Source organism: Sagittula sp. P11, assembly GCF_002814095.1.
GTDB lineage: Bacteria > Pseudomonadota > Alphaproteobacteria > Rhodobacterales > Rhodobacteraceae > Sagittula.
Genome location: NZ_CP021913.1, coordinates 729,389 through 752,396 on the forward strand (window position 1 = coordinate 729,389; position 23,008 = coordinate 752,396).

30 protein-coding genes and 1 tRNA gene are annotated in these 23,008 nt (G+C 65.0%); 14 read left to right on the plus strand and 17 right to left on the minus strand.

What is annotated here, in order from left to right; genetic code table 11:
• Positions 1-21: 21 nt before the first annotated feature.
• The 5 genes from CDO87_RS03515 to CDO87_RS26660 form a co-directional block, all read right to left on the minus strand.
• Positions 22-1,206, minus strand: a complete 1,185-nt coding sequence (locus CDO87_RS03515) for a toprim domain-containing protein (protein WP_100927480.1) — start codon at positions 1,204-1,206, stop codon at positions 22-24.
• On the minus strand, positions 1,203-1,511 hold the full coding sequence (locus CDO87_RS03520) for a hypothetical protein (protein WP_100927481.1): 309 nt from the start codon (positions 1,509-1,511) through the stop codon (positions 1,203-1,205). The genes CDO87_RS03515 and CDO87_RS03520 overlap by 4 nt, the downstream gene beginning before the upstream one ends.
• Positions 1,508-1,846, minus strand: a complete 339-nt coding sequence (locus tag CDO87_RS03525) for a hypothetical protein (RefSeq protein ID WP_157814909.1) — start codon at positions 1,844-1,846, stop codon at positions 1,508-1,510. Before CDO87_RS03525 ends, CDO87_RS03520 begins: the two co-directional genes overlap by 4 nt.
• The gene (locus CDO87_RS03530; protein ID WP_100927483.1) at positions 1,839-2,129 is read right to left on the minus strand and encodes a hypothetical protein; all 291 of its coding nucleotides are present in this window, start codon (positions 2,127-2,129) and stop codon (positions 1,839-1,841) included. Before CDO87_RS03530 ends, CDO87_RS03525 begins: the two co-directional genes overlap by 8 nt.
• A gap of 217 nt (positions 2,130-2,346) precedes the next feature.
• Positions 2,347-2,673 (minus strand): hypothetical protein, encoded by a 327-nt coding sequence (locus CDO87_RS26660; protein WP_157814910.1) that lies wholly within the window; start codon positions 2,671-2,673, stop codon positions 2,347-2,349.
• A 95-nt stretch (positions 2,674-2,768) separates the two neighbouring features.
• Between CDO87_RS26660 and CDO87_RS03540 the strand changes: the two genes are divergently transcribed.
• From CDO87_RS03540 to CDO87_RS26665, 10 genes are all read left to right on the plus strand, one after another.
• The gene (locus tag CDO87_RS03540) at positions 2,769-3,404 is read left to right on the plus strand and encodes a LexA family transcriptional regulator (protein ID WP_157814911.1); all 636 of its coding nucleotides are present in this window, start codon (positions 2,769-2,771) and stop codon (positions 3,402-3,404) included.
• Complete coding sequence (locus tag CDO87_RS03545) at positions 3,388-3,729, plus strand: hypothetical protein (protein ID WP_100927486.1); 342 nt, start codon at positions 3,388-3,390, stop codon at positions 3,727-3,729. The genes CDO87_RS03540 and CDO87_RS03545 overlap by 17 nt, the downstream gene beginning before the upstream one ends.
• Before the next feature lie 86 nt (positions 3,730-3,815).
• Positions 3,816-4,061, plus strand: a complete 246-nt coding sequence (locus tag CDO87_RS03550; protein WP_157814912.1) for a hypothetical protein — start codon at positions 3,816-3,818, stop codon at positions 4,059-4,061.
• Positions 4,061-4,390, plus strand: coding sequence for a hypothetical protein (locus CDO87_RS03555; protein WP_100927488.1), 330 nt, complete (start codon positions 4,061-4,063; stop codon positions 4,388-4,390). Before CDO87_RS03550 ends, CDO87_RS03555 begins: the two co-directional genes overlap by 1 nt.
• Positions 4,391-4,577: 187 nt before the next feature.
• Complete coding sequence (locus CDO87_RS03560) at positions 4,578-4,862, plus strand: AlpA family transcriptional regulator (protein WP_100927489.1); 285 nt, start codon at positions 4,578-4,580, stop codon at positions 4,860-4,862.
• An 8-nt stretch (positions 4,863-4,870) separates the two neighbouring features.
• On the plus strand, positions 4,871-5,152 hold the full coding sequence (locus CDO87_RS03565) for a hypothetical protein (protein WP_100927490.1): 282 nt from the start codon (positions 4,871-4,873) through the stop codon (positions 5,150-5,152).
• Positions 5,145-5,420 carry a hypothetical protein gene (locus CDO87_RS03570; RefSeq protein ID WP_100927491.1) on the plus strand — a complete coding sequence of 92 codons (276 nt, stop codon included), beginning with the start codon at positions 5,145-5,147 and terminating at the stop codon, positions 5,418-5,420. The genes CDO87_RS03565 and CDO87_RS03570 overlap by 8 nt, the downstream gene beginning before the upstream one ends.
• A complete protein-coding gene (locus tag CDO87_RS03575; RefSeq protein ID WP_100927492.1) occupies positions 5,417-5,638 on the plus strand; it encodes a hypothetical protein in 222 nt (73 codons plus the stop codon). Before CDO87_RS03570 ends, CDO87_RS03575 begins: the two co-directional genes overlap by 4 nt.
• On the plus strand, positions 5,638-6,786 hold the full coding sequence (locus CDO87_RS03580; protein WP_157814913.1) for a tyrosine-type recombinase/integrase: 1,149 nt from the start codon (positions 5,638-5,640) through the stop codon (positions 6,784-6,786). Before CDO87_RS03575 ends, CDO87_RS03580 begins: the two co-directional genes overlap by 1 nt.
• Positions 6,783-6,938, plus strand: a complete 156-nt coding sequence (locus CDO87_RS26665) for a hypothetical protein (protein WP_157814914.1) — start codon at positions 6,783-6,785, stop codon at positions 6,936-6,938. The genes CDO87_RS03580 and CDO87_RS26665 overlap by 4 nt, the downstream gene beginning before the upstream one ends.
• Before the next feature lie 223 nt (positions 6,939-7,161).
• On the opposite strand, the gene CDO87_RS03585 is transcribed toward CDO87_RS26665, so the two are convergent.
• The 4 genes from CDO87_RS03585 to CDO87_RS03600 all read right to left on the minus strand — a co-directional run bounded on the left by CDO87_RS03585 (position 7,162) and on the right by CDO87_RS03600 (position 11,314).
• The gene (locus CDO87_RS03585) at positions 7,162-7,785 is read right to left on the minus strand and encodes an MAE_28990/MAE_18760 family HEPN-like nuclease (RefSeq protein ID WP_100927494.1); all 624 of its coding nucleotides are present in this window, start codon (positions 7,783-7,785) and stop codon (positions 7,162-7,164) included.
• Positions 7,766-8,848, minus strand: a complete 1,083-nt coding sequence (locus CDO87_RS03590) for a DUF262 domain-containing protein (protein WP_100927495.1) — start codon at positions 8,846-8,848, stop codon at positions 7,766-7,768. Before CDO87_RS03590 ends, CDO87_RS03585 begins: the two co-directional genes overlap by 20 nt.
• Before the next feature lie 398 nt (positions 8,849-9,246).
• A tRNA-Thr gene (locus CDO87_RS03595) sits at positions 9,247-9,322 on the minus strand.
• A 345-nt stretch (positions 9,323-9,667) separates the two neighbouring features.
• Complete coding sequence (locus tag CDO87_RS03600; protein WP_100927496.1) at positions 9,668-11,314, minus strand: iron ABC transporter permease; 1,647 nt, start codon at positions 11,312-11,314, stop codon at positions 9,668-9,670.
• A gap of 80 nt (positions 11,315-11,394) precedes the next feature.
• Between CDO87_RS03600 and CDO87_RS03605 the strand changes: the two genes are divergently transcribed.
• Positions 11,395-12,276 carry a hypothetical protein gene (locus CDO87_RS03605; RefSeq protein WP_100927497.1) on the plus strand — a complete coding sequence of 294 codons (882 nt, stop codon included), beginning with the start codon at positions 11,395-11,397 and terminating at the stop codon, positions 12,274-12,276.
• A 282-nt stretch (positions 12,277-12,558) separates the two neighbouring features.
• Here the strand turns inward: CDO87_RS03605 and CDO87_RS03610 are convergent, their stop codons facing one another.
• Entirely contained in the window at positions 12,559-13,002 is a 444-nt protein-coding gene (locus tag CDO87_RS03610; protein ID WP_157814915.1) for a thioesterase family protein, read from the minus strand.
• 150 nt (positions 13,003-13,152) lie between these two features.
• On the opposite strand from CDO87_RS03610, the gene CDO87_RS03615 reads away from it, so the two are divergent.
• Positions 13,153-14,319, plus strand: a complete 1,167-nt coding sequence (locus CDO87_RS03615) for a winged helix-turn-helix domain-containing protein (RefSeq protein ID WP_100927499.1) — start codon at positions 13,153-13,155, stop codon at positions 14,317-14,319.
• 92 nt (positions 14,320-14,411) lie between these two features.
• Positions 14,412-15,308 (plus strand): cation diffusion facilitator family transporter, encoded by an 897-nt coding sequence (locus CDO87_RS03620; RefSeq protein ID WP_100927500.1) that lies wholly within the window; start codon positions 14,412-14,414, stop codon positions 15,306-15,308.
• A 10-nt stretch (positions 15,309-15,318) separates the two neighbouring features.
• Here the strand turns inward: CDO87_RS03620 and CDO87_RS03625 are convergent, their stop codons facing one another.
• From CDO87_RS03625 to CDO87_RS03645, 5 genes are all read right to left on the minus strand, one after another.
• Complete coding sequence (locus CDO87_RS03625) at positions 15,319-16,083, minus strand: proteasome-type protease (RefSeq protein ID WP_198521809.1); 765 nt, start codon at positions 16,081-16,083, stop codon at positions 15,319-15,321.
• Positions 16,084-16,444: 361 nt separating this feature from the next.
• On the minus strand, positions 16,445-17,242 hold the full coding sequence (locus CDO87_RS03630) for a transglutaminase family protein (protein ID WP_100927502.1): 798 nt from the start codon (positions 17,240-17,242) through the stop codon (positions 16,445-16,447).
• Positions 17,243-17,246: 4 nt separating this feature from the next.
• On the minus strand, positions 17,247-18,188 hold the full coding sequence (locus CDO87_RS03635; RefSeq protein WP_100927503.1) for an alpha-E domain-containing protein: 942 nt from the start codon (positions 18,186-18,188) through the stop codon (positions 17,247-17,249).
• Positions 18,188-19,612, minus strand: a complete 1,425-nt coding sequence (locus CDO87_RS03640) for a circularly permuted type 2 ATP-grasp protein (protein WP_100927504.1) — start codon at positions 19,610-19,612, stop codon at positions 18,188-18,190. The genes CDO87_RS03635 and CDO87_RS03640 overlap by 1 nt, the downstream gene beginning before the upstream one ends.
• 222 nt (positions 19,613-19,834) lie before the next feature.
• Entirely contained in the window at positions 19,835-20,092 is a 258-nt protein-coding gene (locus tag CDO87_RS03645; RefSeq protein ID WP_100927505.1) for a DUF2312 domain-containing protein, read from the minus strand.
• 179 nt (positions 20,093-20,271) lie between these two features.
• Here CDO87_RS03645 and CDO87_RS03650 point away from each other — a divergent pair, with 179 nt between their 5' ends.
• A complete protein-coding gene (locus CDO87_RS03650; protein WP_100927506.1) occupies positions 20,272-20,487 on the plus strand; it encodes a hypothetical protein in 216 nt (71 codons plus the stop codon).
• 83 nt (positions 20,488-20,570) lie between these two features.
• Here CDO87_RS03650 and CDO87_RS03655 read toward each other — a convergent pair whose 3' ends face one another.
• Both CDO87_RS03655 and CDO87_RS03660 read right to left on the minus strand, forming a co-directional pair.
• Positions 20,571-22,547, minus strand: a complete 1,977-nt coding sequence (locus CDO87_RS03655; protein ID WP_100927507.1) for an enoyl-CoA hydratase-related protein — start codon at positions 22,545-22,547, stop codon at positions 20,571-20,573.
• A 246-nt stretch (positions 22,548-22,793) separates the two neighbouring features.
• Positions 22,794-23,006, minus strand: coding sequence for a hypothetical protein (locus CDO87_RS03660; RefSeq protein ID WP_100927508.1), 213 nt, complete (start codon positions 23,004-23,006; stop codon positions 22,794-22,796).
• Between the last annotated feature and the right edge of the window lie 2 nt (positions 23,007-23,008).

Genomic DNA, 23,008 nt, shown 5'->3' on the forward strand with positions numbered 1-23,008 from the left:
CCCTCCAGCGCAGCCCGCACCTCATCCGGTGTGGGCTGTTCGGGTCCCGCCTGTGTCATGATTTCCCTCAATGCCCTTGGTTTTGTTGGCGCTTCGCAGCGCATCGTTCAGGTCCTTGCCACCCCATGCGTTCTTGAACAGCCGCACACGCCGGCCGCGGTCCTGGTGGGCGCGCACGCCCGCCCGGAGCGCCTCCTGCGCCTCTTCGCCGGGGTCATTGTCTCCCACGATCGTCAGATCCGAGACGTTGCGGGGCAGCCAGAGCTGTGCCAGGTTGTCGAGGCTGACCGCCGCAACCACCCGCACATGCGGCAGCAGGGCGACGACGCTCAGTGCGTCCTCGATCCCCTCCGTCGCATAGACATGCGTTCTGGGCGGACACATCGACAGGCTCACCGGCTTGCCACCCTTTGGCCCGATGCCCCGCCAGACGTTGATGCCGCAGCCGCCGTACCGGCCCAGCACTTTCTTTGCCTCGGGCACACGCGCCTTGCCCCAGCGCCCGTCATGCAGCTCGAGGTAGGTTCGGTGCACCGCGACGAACTTGCCGTTGCGGTCGTGGATCGCGGTGACCATGGCCGGCCAGCGACCTTCGATCACCTCGCCGGTTTCCTTGTCGACATGCTGATAATAGCACTCCGGCACGAACCTCATGCAGCGCGGCTGCCGGCCGAGCGCCGCCAGGTCGATGCCCCGCGCGTCCCGCAGATATGCCTCGACCGGCGTGCCACGCAGCCGCTCCTGCCCACTAAGGAAGATCCTGTGTGCCGTCCGCCGGCGCTTCTCCTCCTTCTCGGCGGCGTCCTGCTCTGCCTGCTTGCGCGCCTTGGCGGCACGTTCGGCCGCCTCGCGCAGCATCCGCTCGCGCCCAGGATCTTTCGCGCCCAGACCAAGGAAGGATCTCGCCTCCTTGATGGCGGCCGAAAGATCCTTGCGACCTTCGCCGTGAAGCGCCAGGTCGATCAGGTCGATCAGGTCGCCGCTCGATCCGGTGGCAAAATCCTTCCAGCGCCCGGCATTGACGCCGATCATCGTGACCTTGAAGGAACCAACGTGCCGATCCGCGCGGCCGGGGTTCAGCGTCCAGTATTCCCCCTTGTCACGGTACGTGCCGGGGCCGGGCGGCGCGTAGTAATTCACCACGCCCTCGAGCTGTCCCAGCAACATCGACTTGATCTCGTCGAGGGAATAGGTCGCGCGGCTCATGGCGTTGTTCTTGTCGCCAACACCGCCGCAGGATTGGCCTCTACCTCAACATCGCCAGTTTCGGTCAGCAGGTTGATACTTTCAGGCCGTCCCGGAACGGCCAGATCGCCAACATGGACGCTCATTTCGAAGCGGCCGTTCACAATGCCGAAGCACGGCCGCCAGCCCTCGGCGATCAGCTCCTCGCGCATAGCGGTGAACAGCAGCAGCAGTCTTGTCTTCGGGTCAGCCGATGTGATGTCTGTCAGCGCGTAGCGCAGCGCGGCGGAGGCATCTTCGTGGGCGGTGCGGATGAGGGGCTTCATGCGGCTTCCTCCTCCGTCTGAGTGCGGCGGCGGATGAAGGCTTGGGCCTCGCCCAGGCGCCACATATGGAAGGCGTGCAGCGCAAGCCGCGCCTCGTGTTCGGAGCGCGCCTTGATGTCGTGCCGGCGCGGCGACTTCGCCTGCAGCATGATCCGTTCTGCGATCTCCAGCAGCCGGCGCACCTGGGGCGCCTCGGCGGTGGCGTGGTGGCAGGCGTCGGACAGCACCGCCAGCAGCATTTCGTCGTTCACATTGTCCGACCACGGCTGCAGGATGACCGCCTGCAGCGCGTGCACCAGTACGTGATCCCATGGCGACATTTTTGGATCAGCCATAAATGTCCCTCCTGTCTTGATCGGGGGTTTCCGGCATGTTGGCCGCGTCGATGTAGGTCAGCAGATCGTCCGCCAGGGCGGTCAGCGCAGCCGGGTCTCCCGCCGCATCGAGGACCTTGCCGTGAAACCCGACGATGGCGCGCACAACCGGATGCCCCGGCGGCACGACCAGCACGGCGAGGTCCAGCAGGCGATCGAGATCCCGCGCCTGCAGCGTATCGGCCTTGAGGTTGAGGGCGACGGTCAGGGCCTGGAATTTGAGGGAGGTCAGCACACGGTCCATGGCGCCCTCCGGTCCAACGCGGGGCTGCCGGTTTGCCCATCGGCAGCCCCACGGGATCGACGCCAGCCGGGCAACTCACCGGCCAGCGGATGGGAATGGAAGGACGCGGCGGGCCCAGGCACCGCCGCGCCAGTTGCCGCCGAACGGGGACGTGCCCGGCGGTGGGCAGCCAGCAAACGCGCGGGAGGAGGAGAAGCGCGATATGCCGACAGGGAATTCATTGTGCCGCCACGTCCGGCAGATCGCCGCCGCGGACAGCACCGAGATGATCAGCCCTAAAAGGGCGAGCATTGATGATCCGATCCACCTCGAGGTCGGTGGCTCCATAAATCAGGTGCTCCGGTCTTAGATCGAAACCGCGACTGCGGGCCTCTTTGAGCAGCGCACGCTGGCATGGCCCCGCGAGATCGCCGGCCGAACGATACTTGGTCGCCTGCAGCCAACCGTAACCCGTCTTTGGCCCCAAGCCACAGATCGGCCCCAGCTTTTCAATGCCGCCAAATATGCGCACGCACACTTCTGTTGGTGTCAGGTGGTTACTCATGACGCCAGATTTAGACTTATCGGGCCGCTCATTGCAACGCATATTTTTCGTTTAACGCAGACGCAATGTGCGTCACGAGTTGTTACCTGCGAGGCATGGATGAGAAGTGGTTCAAGGCTCAGCAGAAGAAGGTCGGCGTTACCGCAGCCGACATCGCCGCGATCATGGGACGGGATCGCTCAGCGGTCTCGCACATCTACACAGGCCAGCGACGAATGAGCCTTGAGTGGGCGCGCGCTTTCGCCAGAGCGCTACAAGTCCCCCTAGACGAAGTTCTCGAGCACGCTGGCGCCCTCGAACCAGAAGAGCAGAAACAGGTTCGAATAGGCGCAGCCGAGGGAGACGTATCACCGCTCCAACCCCGGCCCAGCCAAGCCGACACACTCAGCCGACGGCTTGAAGCCTTTGGGGTCAATCGACCCGGTGTGAACGCTTGGACAATTAACAAGCCCACCATGGTTTTGGACGGCTACCTTCCGGGCGACACCATTCTAGTCGATACAGATCAGAGCGAACTCTGCAAAAGCGGAGACATCGTAGTTGCACGGATTTACGACTGGCAGACGGGCGAAGCATCAACGATCCTAAGACGTTACGAGCCGCCCGTTCTCATCGCCTGCACTGCAGATCCAAGTACTCGCACAGTGCATGTCGTCGATGGCAAAAACGTCGCTATCCAAGGCAAGATAATTGCCAGCTGGAGGGATCTCGACCATGCCGGTTCTGTTTGAGAATGACGTTTTCCAAGTGAGCCAGCGACTTCTCGGCCTGCGCTGGAAAATCGTGCACAAACCTACCGGCGCCCGCATTCGGCCAAGCTATGCACTCTCATCTCAGCTCGGCTTCGTGTGGCGCCTCATCCGAGGAAAGCTCCGCGGCGCCTGCCCTCCCGGCACCATTGCCGAAGACGTTATGTTTGAGGCCTTCGCCTATTGCGCGATCAACCCCAAATCCGAAACCGCCGCGAGGCTTTGCGCTCAAGCGCCCAAAGACACGGCGCTCGATATCGTCAGGGAAGCGAACATTCGCGCAGCATCCGCGAACCCGTATCCTTAAATTTTCGTTTTTCGCACATTTTGCGTTGACAGTAGAAGGTCGCAACTTCTAACTCTTGTGCATCCTTCCGCATAAGAGGTTTGCCCATGTCCCTACAGCCGAAAGATCCGGTGCGCATTGCCACGGCCGAGATCGCCGATGACGCCCTGGTCGCTATTGCCCAGCTCGGTCGCAAGACTGCGGGTTCCCACGTCCTCGATCACTCGGAGGCCTCGCTGGTCTTCATGGCGTTTGGCCCCATGGCCGAGGAGCTCCTGCGCCGCCGTCAGCACATGCGCGCCATCAACGCCTTGGCCGCCGACAACGTGGTCTACCTGCCGGAGCAAGGTTGATGGCCCAGCTGATCCACACGGCGAACTATGACCGCCGCATGCATGGCGTGGTCCAGCTGCTCCGGCTCTACGAAAAATCCTGCGACATTCCCGACAGCGCGTTGCCCGACACACAGCTGTCCGCGCCGCTCAGCACGGCCGAGGCACGCGGGGCGCAGCACGCCCTCGACGTGATGATGTCCTGGGCGGCGCAGATCGAGGCCAGCGCCCAGCATCTGTCCGACGATCCGGCCTGCGCGGTGCTGTGCACGCCCCGCGTCCTCGCCGTTGGGCGCGCCATGTTCGCGCATGATCTGGCGCGTATGCAGCAGCTCGGTTTCTGCAGCTGAACGAGGTCCCCCGGGGCGGCCGAGGCGCAAGCCTGCCCGGATCTTCAACCCAACCGTTCCCCGGCGCAGCCGCCGCTGGAACCCAGGTTTCCCAAGGGGCGCGACCCCGGGCATTTACTCCCGCCCGGCCCTTGCCACCACTCACAGTCCCCGGCAGGTCGCGGACCGGGGCAGCGAGGCGCAGCCCATGCAGTCCACCGACGAAAGACAGTCGATCATAGACAGCTTCCCCGACTTCATCACCGCCAGCCAGGTCGCGGCGATGACCGGGTTTTCCAACGCGACCGCGTTCCTCAAGGCGCGCGACCGGCTGGAGCGCGACGAGGAGTTTCCCGCGCCGATGCCGACGCAGCTGCGCCCGATGAAGTGGCGCCGCGATGCCGTCGCCGCATGGGTCGACGGGCTGGCCGCAAGCGATCCGATCCCGCCGGCACATGGCGGCAACGTGGTCGCCTTTCCGGCCCGGATGTGAGGCAGGCCATGACGAAGAAACCGCTTCAATGCCGCAACGGCCGCATGGCAGGACCGCACGCCGATCCCGCCTATCGGCCCTATCAGCCGAAGAAACATGACCCCCTGTCCGCGCCCGTCTGGGCGGGCCTGCAGATCAAGCAGGTTCCGGCGGGCACCGTCATCGAACACGACGGGCAGAAGCTCGAAGTCACCGAGACGCAGGCAGTCCAGAAAGCCGGCGCGCTCTACATGACCGCCGCGCAGATCGGCGCGATGGGGGCGTTCTGCAAGGAGAAGCCGAATGGCTGACAAGGTTCAGACAGGACGCCTCGCCTTCCGCGAGGAAGGCACACTTTGGGTGGCCTACTACGCTCTACCGGGCACGATGAAAGGGGCGGTCTTCCTCGGCTCGATCCAGATGGCATTTGTTCAGGACTGGACGGCCAAGGAAATGTTCATGTCGCTGATGCGGGATGCTGTCACGGCGATCATCCGCGAACAGACCGGCACCGCGCCGGAATGGCCGGAGCCGCAGGGCCGCCCGGCACCGGAGCATGAGCGCGGGGGCCGGGCATGACTGTCGGATTTGAACACTACGTGACCGGCAATGCAATCGCTCGGGCACTGCTCGGCGACACCGAAGAAGCCGCGCAGATGATCGAGGAGTTGGCGCGCCGCACGGATGCCGACTGGATCGCCGATGTGGTCGACTGGATGATCCTGGACAACGAGGCCACGGAAGAAGCCAAGGCCGCGCTGGCCAGCCTGTTCGAACTCTTGCGCCCGGTGGAATGATGACAAAGCCGCCGTTTCCCTCTCTCCCGCGCGGGCTCGGGATGCGCCAGCGTCAGAAGGCGGACGGCAGCTGGCGCCTCTGGTGGGAGCCTACGCCCGCGCAGCGGGCCATGGGCGCCGCGCCGGAGGATCTGGACGCCAACCGCCCCACCTGGTCGAAGCGCCGCGCAGAGGAGCTGCGCGATGCCGCCGCCGGCAAGGCAAAGCGTCGGGCCGGATCGGGTGGCCGCACGCTGGCGGCGCTCAGGGCGGATTACTGCAGATCCAGCATGTTCAAGCGGCTCTCCGCCTCCACCCGCAAGGGCTACGAGGCCGACTTCAAGCGGATCGAGGATCGCTGGGGCACGACGCACGTCGCGCGGATCGCGCGGCCGGACGTGCGGACCTGGTACGAGGGGATCGAGGCCACGGCGCCAACCATGGCCGGCAAGCTGGTGCGGTCCATGTCCGTCCTCATGTCGCACGCGGAGCTGCGCGGCTGGCGGCCGGAGAACAGCAACCCGTGCAGCAAGCTCAAGGTCGCACCGATCCAGCGGCGCAAGCGGTTCGCCAGCTGGGACGAGCTGGACGCACTGGTGAAGGCGGCCGAGGACAAGGGCTGGCCCAATATGGCCTGCGCCATCCTGCTCGCCGTGTATTCCGGTCAGCGCCAGGCCGACGTGATCGCCTGCGAGCTGGATGAAATGCGCGACGTGCAGACGCCTGACGGCCCGGTCCTGACGTGGGACCTGGAGCGCCAGAAGCGCGGCAACCGGGGCATCGTGCCGATGCACTCGGACGTGGCGGCCAGGCTGCGCAACCGGATCGCCGGCGCGGCCGACGGCCAGGTGCGCCTGCTGCTCGATGACGTGACCGGCGCGCCATGGTCCGGTGACCTGTTCCGCAAACGCTGGGCCGAGATCCGCGCCGCGGCCGGCAAGGCGTGCCCCTCGATCAAGCGCCCGGCCCTGCAATTCCGCGACCTGCGCCGCACGTTCGGCATTCTGGCCCGCCAGGGCGGCGCGACACGCGACGACATCGCCGACGTGCTGGGCAACGGGGTGGACGTCAGCGATGCGCTGGCGGGCATCTACACGCCGGCCCAGATCGCCGCCACCCAGCGCGCCGTCTCCGCGGTACGCCGCCCGGCCGAGGAACGCAGGGCATGAATATCCTTCTGGCCTATGTCGCCATTGCCTTCGGTGTGACCGCTGCCTTGACCTTGGCGTACTGGGACCAGTTCGACGCGCAGGATCGTGCCACAGCCTTTGCGATCTCCGCGCTGATCGTAACGCTGCACCGCCTTCTTTCCACTTTGTGACGAACCGCAGGTTCCTCGCGAAACCACCGTAGCCCTGAGATACCCAATTCTGTCGCGCCCGGCCCTGAGCGGTCGTTCGTCCTGGGCGCGGCGGATGGCCGGTCCCAGCCCAAAGCAGACCTATATCTGCGAGTTCCCGAACCCACAGACTCACGCCGGAGCTAAATTTCGCTACGCACACGTAAAACGGCTCAGGTACGCTTAAAGTGTAAAATAGACGTCTCTACTGTGAGTAGGGCGCTGAATTCAGACGCTCATCAATCTTAAAGGCCATTTCGTACATTATATCATAGACTGCTGACTCGAAGCCTCGGTAATATGATACCTCTGCAACAATGTCCCTTTTGCCATGAGCGATATTGTTTCTTCTATTTACCAATGTGGAGATCTTAACTCGATGCAAATCAAGGGATGTCAAAGAGATGTCTGCATCTCTCAGGAGGTCCTCAAGAACGTTTGGCCAGAGATTGGACTTTGTATCAACTTCTGGAAATATTGGTCCACTGGCGTAGAATATAGTTGAAAAGTTCTCCAACTCATTTAAAAGTGGCTCGGGGGAAAGACTTCTCAGTGTTCTCAATTTTTTCTCAAGAGCGAATAATCTAGTATTGATCGGTAACGAACCACAATTCGCAACGTATCTCTTGGCGTAATCGTAAAATACAGTCAGTGAAGTTTTTGAGAAACCTTCGTAATGAGCATATAGCAACGCCCACGACGCGCGGAGCAGGACAACTTTTTGATGCTCAGTAACATCATCTCTTGAAAGTAGTAATTTCAAAGAGCCAAGTTCTGCCTCTCGCCAATTCAAGTCTTCGGTGATTGTATCAAGCGGGGATCTCGTCACAGAGATACTCCCGCACAACTTTAATTCTCTGATGAAGCTTAGGGATAGTATTGGCGCCAGGTCCGGTAGCGTTCTTAAAATCCTCACTGTCAAATGCAGACTTCAAGCGTTCAAGTAGAATGCTTGGCTGAACATCTTTCAGATCGGGTCCGCGCTCTATAAACGCGGCACACACCGCCTCATAGTAGGCTGGGGCGAGGCGACCGGTTGCCTCGCCATGGGTATTAAAACGCGTGAAAGCTTGATCGCCGAGTTTTTCAAATATGGCAGTAAAGGTTGTCTTGAATACTTCATCCATGGCGATGGGATCAAAATTTTTCTCTCCGAACAGGACGGCCTCCATATAACCATCCAGCCACTCCTCGATATTACCTTTAAATGTGTCTCTCGAATTCATCAGAGCAAAAAATCTAAGAACTAGTTCTTCATTGGCGCGAAGCTCCACCATGCTTTCAGGAAGCCGCGAAGTTGCCGAGGCAAAAGGCGAAAATTGGGAGAGCTTCTGAAGCACTTCGTAAAAGTCTGCGCCGCCATCTACCATGCGGGAAGAACAGTTTCGTATTTCCTGAGCCGAAAGAAGTGAGCCGCCAGTGTTCAGCCGCTTGAAGAGTTCATACTTCACAAACGCATCACCAGACTTGTTAATGATCGTTGCACGGATAGGGCTCCGCTTAATCTTCAGTCGGGTCACGGTATCAATTTGATCTATCGTCTTGCCGTTTAATTCCTTGATAAAGTCGCACCCCTCAAGAACCAGTTCCGGCTGATTGATGGCCTCATGATCCAAGAACTGGAGTACGGAACTCGTTCTTTGGAGACCATCAATCAGCTCAAGGACACCTTTATCATTTTCAATTAGGAAGATTGGCGGAATTGGCAAACCCATAACGATAGACTCAATGAGGCGCGATCTTTGCTCATTAGTCCATCTGAAGAGTCTTTGGTATTCTGGACGAATTATGATTTCTTTGTCTCGATGAAGATTGAGGAGCTCGCCAAACGAAAAATCTACGGCTGTAGTCCGAATTTCACGTTCTTGGCCGTTCTGGTTGCTTTCAGTCACGATGAATACACCTTGTGAAGTTTAGAATGACGCTACCCGCCACTGTCCTGATCAGCAAACACAAATTCGGGTTTTGACCTATGATGATCGTGCTCTGCATGCCCTGGAGCAAAGTCAATAAAGCACTAAGGCTGGACACCCTCTGCGCATGATAGGAACGGCAGTAATGGTCCGTACTGGCAGAGATCGGCGACAACGGCTGGCGACTTTGCAAACGCCGCTTCCTGCGCATCTCTGCCGTTCGTCCGAGATGCAGCGAAGGTCGGCACTCCGCCCTTCTTGTAGGATCATAGCACGCAACGTTTTGCGAACCCCGCACCGTCCGAGTCGGACAAATTCGGACAGTCGGACGGACGCACAACGCTAATCCGGCAAGACTTTGAATTTCTTTGTAAAAGTGGTGCCCCCACACGGACTCGAACCGCGGACCTACTGATTACAAATCAGTTGCTCTACCAGCTGAGCTATAGGGGCACTCGCTGGGTGGTGTGCGGACTACCACCATCCCAATTCCCTGTCGATAGGCAAAGTTCATCGCGGGGTCTTGCGGGGCGCCTTTGCCGGGTCGGGCGGCGGCGAATGGGGGGGCTTGAGTAATGCCGCGCTGCCTCGCGAGACCGTCAGGCTTGTGGCGCAGCGAACCATCTCTCGGCACCAGCACAACGTCGCGGGTTAAGGCAATGGTGCGTGGAACCGTGTCGATGGCGGGTCGGGCGATGATCTGGTCCTGGTTACGGGCGACCGACTGCTCCGGCACCGGATCGAGGATGACCGTCCTGCGCGTGGCGACCATCCTGCGTTTCAAACCTGAAGAAACCCTTACCGGTTCGCGCGCGCGAGCATACCCACCGCCGCCAGTCCGAAGAGGATGACGAGGATCGCCGCCGGGGCGGCTTCTCCCAGTGCTTCGAGGGAGGCTTTTTCGTGCACCCGCGTGGCCAGCGTTTCGTAGTTGAAGGGGCGCAGGAGAAGGGTCGCGGGCAGCTCCTTCACGCAGTCGACAAAGACCAGCAGCAGGGCCGAGGCGACAGAGGCGCGCATCAGCGGGTAGTAGACGGCGGTCAGCACCTGTCCCTCGCTCCGGCCAAGGGACCGGGCGGCCAGCGGCAGGTTCGGGGAGACGCGGCCCATGGCGGCGTCCGCCGCGCCCTGCGCGATGGCGAAGAAGCGCACGCAGTAGGCGAGGATCAGCGCGAAGGCGGTGCCGGTCAGCACGAGCCCCGGGTCCCAGCCCGTCGCCCCCCAGATCGCGTCGGCCATGGTGTTGTCGATGGCGGCAAGCGGGATCAGGATGCCCACCCCCAGCACGGCGCCGGGCGCGGCGTAACCGATGGTGGTCACCGGCATCAGGAGGCGCGGGAGCTTCTGCCCCGACAGGCGCACGCCGTAGACGAGGAAGATCGCGGCCAGCACGGTGATGACCGCGGCAGAGCCCCCGACGACGGCGGTGTTCAGCCCTGCCCGCCAGAGCGCCGTATCGGTCCAGAACTCCGCGTTATCAAGCGCATGGCTGAGGATCACGCCCGCGGGCAGCACGAAGCCCACGGCCAGCGGGAAGGCGCAGGCGGCGGTGGCGATCCATGCGGGCGCGCCGGTCAGCGGATTGCGCATGGCGGGGCGGTGCCGGGTGGAGAGGTTGAAGAAGCGCATCCGGCGGCGGGAGACCTTCTCGAGCACCACGAGCAGCACGACGAGCAACAGCACGACAGACGCGATCTGCGCAGCGCCGCCCGCGTTGTTGGATTCCAGCCAGACGGAGAAGATGCCGGTGGTCAGGGTCTGCACGGCGAAGTAGTCCACCGTGCCGAAATCGTTGATACTTTCCATCATGACGATGGCGACGCCGGCGGCGATGGCGGGCCGGGCCAGCGGCAGGCCTATGCGCCAGAACCGCCCGAAGGCGCCTGCGCCGAGCGAGCGGGCGACCTCTTCGGAGGAGGCCGACTGTTCGCGGAAAGCGGCGCGGGCCAGCAGGTAGACGTAGGGATAAAGCGCTGCGGACAATACCAGAATCGCGGCGCCGAGGGAGCGGATCTCGGGGAACCAGTAGTCGCGCGAGGTCTGCCAGCCGAAGAGGTTGCGCAGCCCGGTCTGCACCGGCCCCGCGTATTCGAGGAAGTCGACCAGCGCGTAGGCGCCCACGTAGGCCGGGATCGCCAGCGGCAGCAGCAGAAGCCACTCCAGCCAGCGCCGTCCGGGAAAGTCGTAGCGCGCCACCATCCAGGCCGCGCCGGTGCCCACCATCGCGGCGATCAGGCCCACGCCGAACATCAGCCGCGCGGTGGTCCAGAGGTAGCGCGGCAGCGTCGTCGACAGCAGGTGCGGCCAGATGTTTTCCCTTGGAAACAGGGCGATGCCCAGAACCGCGACGATCGGTGCGACGACGATCACGGCGATCAGGACGGCGCCCACGGACCAGCGGCTGGGAAGACGCATGCGGCGGATCGGTGTCTCGGTCAGTGCCATCTGGGCCCCATTTGCGTGGTGTTCCTCCCGTGGTAAATCCCTATAGTGCCAACGTCGAGCAACCGAAAGACCAACCGCCCATGCAGGTGATCCTCCATACCGGCGTGCATTGCACGGACGAAGACCGCCTGCTGAAGTGTCTCCTGCGCAATGCGGAAGCCTGGCGGCACGAGGGCGTGGCCATTCCCGGCCCCTCCAAGTACCGGAAATTGCTGGGCGATTCCATCAACATGCTGAAGGGCACCGAGCCGTCCGCGGAAACGCGCGAGATCCTGCTGGACGCGATCATCCAGGACGATCCGGGCAAGATCGACCGGCTGGTGCTGTCGAACGACAACTTCTTTTCCGTGCCGAAGCTGATGTTCCAGAACGGGCTTTTGTACCTCAAGGCTGAGGCGCGGCTGCAGACTCTGGTGAACATCTTCGACGGCGACGAGGTCGAGCTTTACATGGGCCTGCGCGACCCGGCGACCTTCCTTCCGGCGGCCTTTGCCGCGACGCCGCACGACAGTTTCGGGGCCTTCATGGCGGGGGTCGATCCGATGCATCTGCGCTGGTCCGACCTGATCCGGCGGATCCGGGACGCGCTGCCGCAGGTGCCCATAACCCTTTGGTGCAACGAGGATACTCCGCTGATCTGGGGGCAGATCATCCGCGAGATGGCGGGGATCGAGATGACCCGCAAGATCAGCGGCGCCTTCGATCTGTTCGCGCAGATCATCGACAAGGAAGGCATGAAGCGGTTCCGCGCCTTCCTGGCGGAGAACCCCGGCATCAACGAACGGCAGAAGCGGCGGGTGATGGCGGCGTTCCTCGACAAGTATGCCATGGACGAGGAGATCGAGCAGGACGTGGACCTGCCCGGCTGGGATGCGGCCTATATCGACATGCTGACGGAGATCTACGAGGACGATCTGGAGACCATCGCGCGGATGCCGGGTGTGACGCTGATCACGCCCTGAACGCGCCTGAGACCATTAAACCTAACGCGTCTCGCCTTCGTGTGAACGGGGCGCGCGGGGGTCTAACGGGGCGCACGGTCGTTTGGCCACAGGATGTGGTGGGGCCCCTGCCCCGGACTCGCAACGGGTTAACGGATCTTAACGTCTGGTCCCCCCGCATTAAGGGCCGAACCGGCCGATTTGACCCCGATTCCCGGCCGGTTGTTAACCTTTGCCCCGAGTCGGGGTCCGGCAAACCGTTGCGCGGAAATCTTTTTCGTTAACCTGTTCCGCGGCCCCGTTTCACCCGCCCTGTCGGGCCTGTCCGGCAGGCTCCAACCAGTGCTCTGCCGCGGCGCGGACATCGTCGGGCACCTCCACCGCGCGGCGGGTTTCGAGGCTCAGCATCACGCATTTGAAGACCGTCTCGAAGGCCAGCAACTCGCCGTCCGAGCGGATCAGCCGGTGCCGGAAGGTCATCGACTTCGTGCCGACCGTGACGACGGAGGTTTCCAGCCGGATCGCGTCGCCTGCCGTCAGTTCGGCGCGGAACTCGCTTTGCGCGTTGACCACGGCGAAGGACAGCCGCCGCCCGCTGCGCATGTCGCTGGCGGTCAGGCCCATCTCGGACTGGATGGCAAAGACGCCGTCGGAACAGGCCGCGAAGTAGCGCGAGACGTTCATGTGGCCGAGGAAATCGCAATGCGCGGGGTCGACCACGGAACGGAAGGAAACAAGGGCCGCCATCGCGCTCTCCTTTTTGCAGGTTCGGGTGGGAAGGGTAGCAAACATCGGTGCAGGTCCATAGCGCGGGATGCGCGCACCGGACCCGCATAAAGCGGGTTGATCCCCTTTCGTTCTCATTGCACCTTGGCGCCAAAGACGTTCGGAGGCCCCGTGACCCCCCTGAAGATCCCCAACCGCGCGGCCCGGCATCTGTGGCTGGCCGCGCACGGGCTGGATGCCCCGACCGCCGGCAGGCCGGACCCCGCCGCCATGGTGCGCGCGCTGGGTTTCGTGCAGCTCGACAGCATCCAGGTGGTCAGCCGTGCCCATCACCACATTCTTTGGAGCCGCAACCGCAACTACCGCGAGCCGATGCTGGACCGCATGATGGCGCGGCGCGAGGTGTTCGAGCATTTCACCCACGATGCCTCGGTGCTGCCGATGGAGTTCCTGCCGATGTGGCAGCGCCAGTTCCGCCGCAAGCGCGAGATGGTGCGCCGGTCCGCATGGTACGGCGGGTTCGACCCGGCGCTGCTGGACGAGGTGAAGCGGCGCATCGCGGACGAGGGGCCGCTGTCGACCCGGCATTTCGACACGAAGGTGGAGGGCAAGCGCGACATGTGGGTGCGCCCGCCGCACAAGAAGGCGCTGGATTACCTGTGGTATTCGGGCGAGCTTGCGACCTGCCACCGCGACGGGTTCACCAAGGTCTACGATCTGGCGGAGCGGGTGTTTCCGGAGGATCTGCGCCGGGCGGAGGTGTCCGACCGCGAACAGCTAGACTGGCTGTGCCGCGCGGCGCTGGAGCGGCTGGGTTTTGCCACCACCGGCGAGGTGCGCAAGTTCTGGGAGGCGGCGGAGGTGTCCGAGGTGGCGGACTGGGCCGAACGGGACGCCGCGTGGTGGGTCCCGGTGGAGGTCGAGTCGGCGGACGGCACATGGACGAAGGCGCTGGCCGCCCCGGACATCGAGGCCCGGCTGGAGGCGGTCCGCCCCCCGGGCGGCGGGCTGCGCATCCTCAACCCCTTCGATCCGGCGATCCGCGACCGGGTGCGGCTGAAGCGGCTGTTCGGCTTCGATTACACGGTGGAGATGTTCGTGCCCGCCGCAAAGCGTCAGTGGGGATACTACGTCTTCCCGCTGCTGGAGGGCGACCGTTTCGTGGGGCGGCTGGAGGCCAAGGCCGACCGGGCGCGGGGCGTGCTGGACGTGACGCGCCTGTGGCAGGAACCGGGCGTGCGCGACAGCGCGGCGCGCATGGCGCGGCTTGAGGCGGAACTGGCGCGGCTGGCCCGGTTTGCCGGCGTGGCGGAGGTTCGCCTGCATTGGCGGCAATGACGGGTTGAGGCCCCCTGCCCGCCCCTGTAAGCGAAGCGCGGGCGGGCCCCTTCGGGGCGCGCGCGGGACTGGGTGAGCGGGGTGTCGGGCGCATGTCGAACAAGCTGAAACTGGCCATCGGCAGCCTCCTCCTCGGCCTCGTGGTGCTGGCGCTGAAACTGCTGGCCTGGGCGCTGACCGGATCGGTGGCGCTGCTGTCCGATGCGCTGGAAAGCACGGTGAACCTTGCGACGGCGCTGGCGGCGCTGATCGCGATCCGGGTCGCGGCGATGCCCGCCGACACCAACCACCCTTTCGGCCACCACAAGGCGGAATACTTCAGCGCGGTGCTGGAAGGCGTGCTGATCATCGTGGCGGCGCTCCTGATCCTGCGCGAGGCCTGGACGGGGTTCTGGGCGCCGCGCCCGCTGGACGCGCCGCTTCTGGGCCTCGCGGTCAACATCGGCGCCACGGCGCTGAACGCGGCCTGGGCCTATGTGCTGGTGCGGCAGGGGCGGAAGCTGCGCTCTCCGGCACTGGTGGCGGATGGCAAGCACCTGTGGGCGGACGTTGTGACCTCGGGCGGGGTGGCGGTCGGCGTGCTGCTGGCGCTGTTCACCGGGTGGTGGGTGCTCGACCCGGTCATGGCGGCGCTGGTGGCGGTGAACATCCTGTGGTCGGGCTACACGGTGGTCATGGCCTCGCTGTCGGGCCTGATGGACGAGGCGGTGCCGGAGGACGTGCAGGAGAAGATCCGCACGGTGATCTCGGCGCAGGCGACCGGCGCGGTGGAGGCGCACGACCTGAAGACCCGCCACGCGGGCAGCGCGACCTTCGTGGAGTTCCACCTTGTGGTGCCGGGTGAGATGAGCGTCTTCGACGCCCACGAGATCTGCGATCGGGTGGAGCGGGAAATGGCCCGCACGGTGCCGGACGTGCGCACGACCATCCACGTGGAGCCGGACCACAAGTCGAAGGACAGCGGCGTGATCCCGGTGGACGAGGGCTGAGGCGCGCGGCCTAGCCCTTGTCTTCCGGGTTTCTCTGCGCGTCGTCGAAGGTCCACTTCGGCTGCTGTTCCAGCGCGTCCTTCAGGGCGTTGCCCCAGCCCTGGCTGACCGTCTGGAAGTAGGGATCGTCCTGCAGGACGCGGCCGGTGTGACCGATCTTCAGGCTGTCCTTCTCGTAGCAGTGGTAGTCGAAGGGCAGGCCCACGGTCAGATTGGCCTTCACGGTGGAGTCGAAGCTGACCAGCAGGAGGGTCATCGCCTCTTCGAAGGTCATGTTCGGATCGTAGGCGCGCACGAGGATCGGACGGCCGTACTTGATCTCGCCGGTCTGGAAGAAGGGCGTGTCGCCGCCGGCCTCGATGAAATTGCCTTCGGGATAGATCAGGAACAGCCGCATCGGCCCGCCGGCGATCTGCCCGCCCAGAAGGAGCGTGGCGTTGAAGGCGGTGTCGGCGCGCTGGCCGACGTTGGCGTGGCGGTCGATGACCTCGCGCAGGGTGTCGGCGACAAGGCGCGCCGCCTGGAACATCGAGGGCACGGCCAAGAGCGAGGGCGAGCGTTCGGACGGCGCCTTCAGTCGCTCATCGAGTTCGGAGACGACGGCCTGCGTGGTGGCGAGGTTGCCGGCGGACAGGAGCGTGATGACCCGTTCACCGGGGTTTTCCCAGATGGTCATCTTCTTGAAGGTGGAGATGTTGTCGAGCCCGGCATTTGTCCGGGTGTCCGACATGAACACCATGCCTCCATCGAGCATCATTCCCACGCAATAGGTCATCTTCTGCTTTCCGACTCACGACAAGGACCAAGCATTAGGGGTTGGTTGGCGGCGTTATCAAGTGTGATGTCCGGACAATCGCATATGTCGCGGGGTCACGGCGCCCTGCCGGGGCAGGAATGACACGGTTTGGGCTTTGGCGCCCGTCAGGTGACGCGAGACCCGGGCGCGTCAAGCCGTGGGGATGGGGCAGCCGCTTTCGGCGCGGGTCGGCATGTCGTCACGGAACATGCGCGGGACTGCGGGGCCCGGAGGCCGGGGGACAGCCGGTGATGACACCGCCGGGGCGACGGCACCACACGCGCCGCCCGACCGAAAGCCCGGCCGGACATGCGCTGCGAAAGGCCGATCCGGCCGGTGCCTACTGCTGCGCGACCTCTATGGCGACGTTCAGCGCCTCGGTCTCGCCGCCGACGCGGAGGCCGTTGACCGGCGCCGCGTCGCTGTAGTCGAGGCCGATGGCCACACGGACATAGCGTTCGTCGGGGCTCATCTGGTTGGAGGCGTCGAAGCCGACCCAGCCCAGATCGGGCACGAAGACCTCCGCCCAGGCGTGCATCGCGTCCTGCGCCACCGTGTCGTCCAGCATCAGGTAGCCCGACACGTAGCGCGCGGGCCAGCCCGCCTCGTGCGCGCAGGCGATGAAGACATGGGTGTGGTCCTGGCAGACGCCGCGGCCCTCAGTCACCGCCTCTTCGGCGGTCCATGTGCTTTCGGAGCTGCCGGTCTCGTATTTCACCGCCTCCCCCAGCGCCGCCATCAGCTTGTGGCAGCGGTCGAGCACGGTTTCGCCCTCGACCGAGCGCAGCAGCGCCTTGACGCCGGGGCCCGCCTTGGTGCGCGGGGTGTGGCGCTTGTAGAGCCAGAGCGGCACGGGGCCGACATGCTTGCCGACGACGCCGTGGTTCTCGCTTACCTCGACTTCCCCCTCGCAATGGACTGTGACCTCCGTCACGTCACGGTCGAAGCTGATGAGGTTCACCTTGTTGTGGTGGTGGTCGTCGTAGGAGAGTTCCTGCTTGCCGCCGGTGATTGTCATCTTCCAGTCGGTCACCGTCTGGTTGCGGCCGCTGCGCGGCGTCAGGCGGAGCTGTTGCAGCCCGGAGACCACGGGAGCGTCGAAGGCGTAGCGGGTCGTGTGGGAAATTTTCAGCCGCATGATCTCACTCGTAGAACCGGTAGTCGATCTCGATCTGGCGCCCGACGCGCGCGATCACCGACTGGATTTCCTGAAGGTACTCGTGCAGGCCGAATTCGAAGACCGCGTCGATGTCGAGCCTGAGGTACTTCTCTTCCATGGCGCGGAGCATGTCGCAAGAGGTTGTCACCTGCCCGTATTCCGACGTGAGGAATTCCATGTTCGACCGCATGGTCGAGATGCAGAACGCGAGGCTGCGGGGCATCCGGCGGTCGAGGATCAGGAACTGCGCGATGTCGCGGGAGTCGCGCGAGGCGCCGTAGGCCATGCGGAACCCGCCACGGGCGGAGACGGAGCGCAGCAGGATTTCCCACTGCACGTTGTCCATGGAGGACCCGACAGAGACCACAGCGGGCAAAAGCACGTAGTATTTCACGTCGACGATGCGCGCGGTGTTGTCGGCCCGTTCGATGAAGGTGCCCAGCCGCGAGAAGTCGTAGATGTCGTTGCGCAGCATGGTGCCGTGGGTGGCGCCGCGCACCATGGAGGTCCGCTGGCGGATCAGCCGCAGCACCCCCGGCAGGTCGCGTTCGTTGACGCGGCGGGCCAGCCCTTCCTTAGCGGCCATGTAGGCGGCGTTGGTGGCTTCCCAGACCTCGGTGGTCAGCGCGGTGCGCACCATGCGGGCGTTCTGCCGCGCCGAGGCGATGGAGGACATGACCGAGGACGGGTTGTCCTTCGACCGCAGGAGCCAGTCTATGGTCGCTTCCTTCGTGACCTCGTCGTGGCTTTGCATGAAGAGTTCGTAGGAGCCGGAGGTCTGCAGGACCGACTTCCATTCTTCCTCGGTGGAGCCGAGGCGGGTGAGCGCGATGCGCTGGCCCGTCTCGATCAGGCGCCCGATGTTTTCCGCGCGCTCCAGCGAGCGGTACATCCAGAACAGGCCGTTTGCGGTTTTTCCCAGCATCAGTCTTGCAGCACCCAGGTGTCCTTCGTTCCGCCGCCCTGCGAGGAGTTCACCACGAGGGAGCCTTTCTTGAGCGCCACGCGGGTCAGGCCGCCGGGCGTGATCTTGATGCCTTTCGGGCTGACCAGCACAAAGGGGCGCAGGTCGACGTGCCGCGGGGCCAGCCCTGCGCGGGTGAAGATCGGCACCGTCGACAGCGACAGCGTGGGCTGCGCGATGTAGTTGGCGGGCCTTGCCTGCAGCTTCCTGCGGAACTCTGCCAGGTCCTTCTTGGTCGCGGTCGGGCCGATCAGCATGCCGTAGCCGCCGGAGCCGTGCACCTCCTTGACGACGAGGTCCTTCAGGTTGTCGAGCACGTAGGCGAGGCTGTCGGGATCGGCGCAGCGCCAGGTCGGCACGTTTTCAAGGAGCGCCTTCTCGCCGGTGTAGAACTCGACGATCTCGGGCATGTAGCTGTAGATCGCCTTGTCGTCGCAGATGCCGGTGCCCGGCGCGTTGGCGATGGTGAGCCTGCCCGCACGGTAGACATCCATGATCCCCGGCACGCCCAGCGCGCTTTCGGGGTTGAAGTTCAGCGGGTCGAGGAAGGCATCGTCGATCCGGCGGTAGACCACGTCGATGGGCTTGTAGCCGCGGGTGGTGCGCATGGCGAGCCGCCCGTCCACGACGCGCAGGTCGTTGCCCTCCACCAGCTCGACCGACATCTGGTCGGCGAGGAAGGCGTGTTCGAAATAGGCGGAGTTGTAGATGCCCGGCGTCATCACCGCGACGGTGGGCTTTTCGCCTGCCCCTTCCGGCGCGCATTCCGACAGCGACTGCAGCAGGTCCATCGGGTAGGTCTGCACCGGCTGCACGCGGTTGTGGGCGAAGAGCTCCGGGAACATCTGGAGCATGGTCTCGCGGTTTTCCAGCATGTAGCTGACGCCCGAAGGCGTGCGGCCGTTGTCCTCCAGCACGTAGAACTGGTCGGGGCCGGTGCGCACCAGGTCGATGCCGACGATATGGGTGTAGACCTTCCCCGGCGGCGTGATGCCGATCATCTGCGGCTCGAACGCCTCATTGCGCGAGATCATGCGTTCGGGAATGCGGCCCGCCTTCACGATCTCCTGCCCGTGGTAGATGTCGTGCAGGAAGGCGTTGAGCGCGCGCACGCGCTGCTCGATCCCCTTGCTCAGCCGCTGCCATTCGTGGCCCGAGATGATGCGCGGGATGATGTCGAAGGGGATGAGCCGTTCCTCGGCCTCGGCGCGCCCGTAGACGTTGAAGGTGATGCCCGTCAGGCGGAAAAGCTCTTCCGCCTCGCGCTGTTTCGCGCGGAGGTCCTTCGGATCCTCCCCCTCGAACCAGCTGTTGAACGCCTGGTAAGGACCACGGACCTCGTCACCCGTGCCCGTCATCTCGTCAAAGACCGGCTTCTCGCCCATTCAACCCCCTGTGCCCCGTTTTCCGGTGTGCCGTATGAGTACAGCTTGGGAACAACGCTAGAGTGCGGCGGATGCGCAATCAACGGCTTGGAAGGCGTTTTGCGGAATTCCCGGCGTTTTGCCTCATATTTGGGCGTATCGCAAAGGCGGGCCGGAACGCGCCCCGACCGCGGGCGGAGCGGACCCGCGCGCCACCGCGCACGGGCCTTGGCCCCAAGGGGCTCAGGCCATGCCCAGCGCGGCCTTGTACATCTCGAGGACCGCCTCTTCCTCGGCGATGTCGTCGGCGTCGCGCTTGCGGAGCGAGATCACCTTGCGCAGGATCTTGGTGTCGTAGCCGCGGCCCTTGGCCTCTGCCATCACTTCCTTGATCTGCTCGGAGATGTCCTTCTTCTCTTCTTCCAGCCGCTCCACGCGCTCGATGAATGCCTTGAGCTCTCCGGCGGCCACGCCGTAGCTGTCGGTCGGGGTGTCCTGCATGTCTTGCCTCCATGGGATGAGCCCTCCCGATACAGCCGCACCGCGCGCCCATCAAGACCCATGCCGCGCCAGTCGCGCCGCCCTGCCGAAACGTCTTGCCTAACGGGCCTTCGTCCTTTAGGCGGCGGGCGGTCACGCAACATCCGCAATTCCCATCCGCAACCCTTGAGGAGGACGACATGGCCTGGCTGATCTGGAGCGGCGCGCTGGTATCCCTCGCAGGGCTTGCCGGTCTCGTCTGGTGCATCGTCAAGGTCTGGTCCGCCCGCCGCAGGGGCCTGCCCGACGAAGAGCTGCGCGCGCTGGTGCGCAAGGTGGTGCCGCTGAACATGGGCGCGCTGATGCTGTCGACCATCGGGCTGATGATGGTCATCACGGGCATCTTCCTGAAGTGAGTTGAGCTGAGGGCGCGGCCCCCGGCCCGTCACCTGCGCGGCGGTCGGTGGCCCGCCCGTCCCAAGGCGGGACAAGCGCCAGCCTAGCGGCTGAGAAACGTCCGCCCGTATTTCACGTGTTCGCCCCAGGCGGGTTCCGGCGTCCAGAAGTCGCGGTCTGGATGGTCCAGCCGCTCCAGCCGCTTCATGATGCGCAGCATCCCCCAGAGACCGACAGCCATCATCGGCCCGCCGCGCAGGCGCGGGAAGTCCAGCGCGAGGATCGCGACCGCGTCGATGTCGGAGGGGCGGCGCACCATGCCCTCCGCCAGCATCCGCGCGCCCTCGTTCGCCATGGCGCCGACCAGCAGCTCCACCAAGTCGTCCGCCGCCCAGGCCCGCGCCGTGCGCTGACCGTTCAGCAGCCGCCTGACAGAGGTCGCGCGTTCCGCGCCGCCATCGGCCCAGTCGTAGAACCCCTTGCCGGAGATCCAGCCGCGCCGCCCGACCTCGATCATCAGGGCCGACCAGTTCTCCGCCCCTTCGGCGCGGGGTGCGCGGGCCAGGTCCTCGAGCCCGCTCATGTCGCGGGTGCGGAACGGCGGGCGGCCCCAGCCCCAGCCCTCCACCGCCGCGTCGAGGTCGTATGGGTCGGCGCCGAGGTCCACCAGCGCATCCGCCGCGCGGTGCATTGCCGCCGCGAGACGTCCCGCGATGCTGGCGCCCTGAGAGCGCACGTGCACCGCGACCTTGTTCATCCGTTCGGCCAGCGCGAGGCCCAGCGCCACCTCGGCGGGCGTGCCTTCCGGTCCCTGCACCACCTCAACCAGCCGTGTGGCAAAGACCGGCGGGGCAAATCGCAGGCCCAGCCGGTCGACCCGGCCCGACATCGCCACGGCACGCACCGTGCCTTCGGGCGCGGCCACGTCGCCCTGCCCGCGCGCCGCATGCAGGACGATATCCGTGCCGGGGATCATCTCGGCGCTTTCGCCCCAGTGCAGCAGGTCGAGGCGCGCGGCGGATTGCGAAGGGCTGAGCCCGCCGCCCTTCACCCCGGCCGAGAAGACGTCGCGCAGTTGCGCCACGCCCTCGGTCAGCTTCTCCGGCTCGCGCGCGCCCCAGTTCACGCCGATCCCGGCGTTCAGTGCCGAGACCGCGATCTGCATGGCCAGCGGCCCCGGCCCCAGCACGGCGATGCGGTTGACCTCGCCCGCGGGCGTGCCCTTCGGCAGGTTGAAGCGCCGCGCGAGGTGTTCGGCGGTAAAGGCGTGGCGCAGTGCACGGGCGGCGTCGGAGGCGAGACAGGCCGCGAAGGCGTCCTCCTCCATCGCCACGCCTGCGTCGAAAGGCAGAAGCGCCGAGGCCTCGATCAGGTCGATGACCCGGGCCGCGGCACTGTCGGGCGCAGCAGAGAGCGTGTCGCGCCGGGCCCTGATCGCCGTGGTGAAGGCCGCGTGGTCCGCCATGCCGTCGCGCAGGTCGCGGGTGCGGCGCGGCGGCGTTCCGTCATCGGCCAGCGCACGGGCAAGGTTGGCCGCGGTGCCCAGCAGGTTGTCGTCCACGAGGTCGTCGACAAGCTGCCGCCCCGGCCCGCGGTCCAGCGGCATGGTGCCCCCGGCCAGCGCCAGTTCCAGCGCCAGCTCCGCCCCTGCGAGGCGCGGCAGGCGCTGCGTCGCACCGGCAGAGGGCGTGAGGCCCATGCGCACCTCGGGCAGGCTGACACGGGTTCCGGCGCGGGCCACCCGGTAGTGCGCCGCCAGCGCCAGTTCGAAGCCGCCGCCGTAGACCGTGCCGTGCAGCGCCGCCACGACGGGCTTGGCGCAGGCCTCCACCCGGTTGCAGAGGTCACGCAGGAAGGGCTTTGCCATGCCGGTTTCGTATTCCGCCAGATCGGCGCCCGCGGGAAAGGTGTTGCCGGTGCCCGCCAGAACGATGCCGCGGATCGCCGGGTCCGCCTCTGCCCGGTCCAGTCCCGCCGCCAGCCCGACCCGGGCCGCCCGCGACAGCGCGTTGACCGGCGGGTTGTCGACACTGAGCAAGGCAATGCCGTCCTCGACCGAATAATGGATACCGTCTGCCATCTGCCCGTTTTCCCGCCCGGGCCCCAAACGCCCGGATCTGCCCGTTTATCGCGCATTTCGCGCTCTTTTGCGGGGATTAGACGCGATCAGGCGAATCAAGGCAACGTCCTTGTGCCCCGGACATGCCTCCCGGGCGCGCGGAAACACGGCAAGCGAGTCCTTTCGGACACGGCCCTCGGGCGTTCCGGAGGCGATACGAACGCGGTGCCGGGCCGGAAGCGCGGATCCCGCGTCCGGCCGCCCGGGTCAGATCGGCATGTTGTCGAACTGGTCTTCGAGGTCTTCGTCGCGATGCGCCTCGACGCGGTCGCGCGCCCAGACCGGCGCGCGGGCGCCCCTGCCCTCGAGCTGGCGGACCGCCTGCTCCAGATGGTCGAGCGCCTCCGCACGGGCGGTGCCCTCGGTGTTGTCGATCTCGTCGCGCAGAGCTTCGATCCTGGCCTTGAGTGCCTCGGTCATGG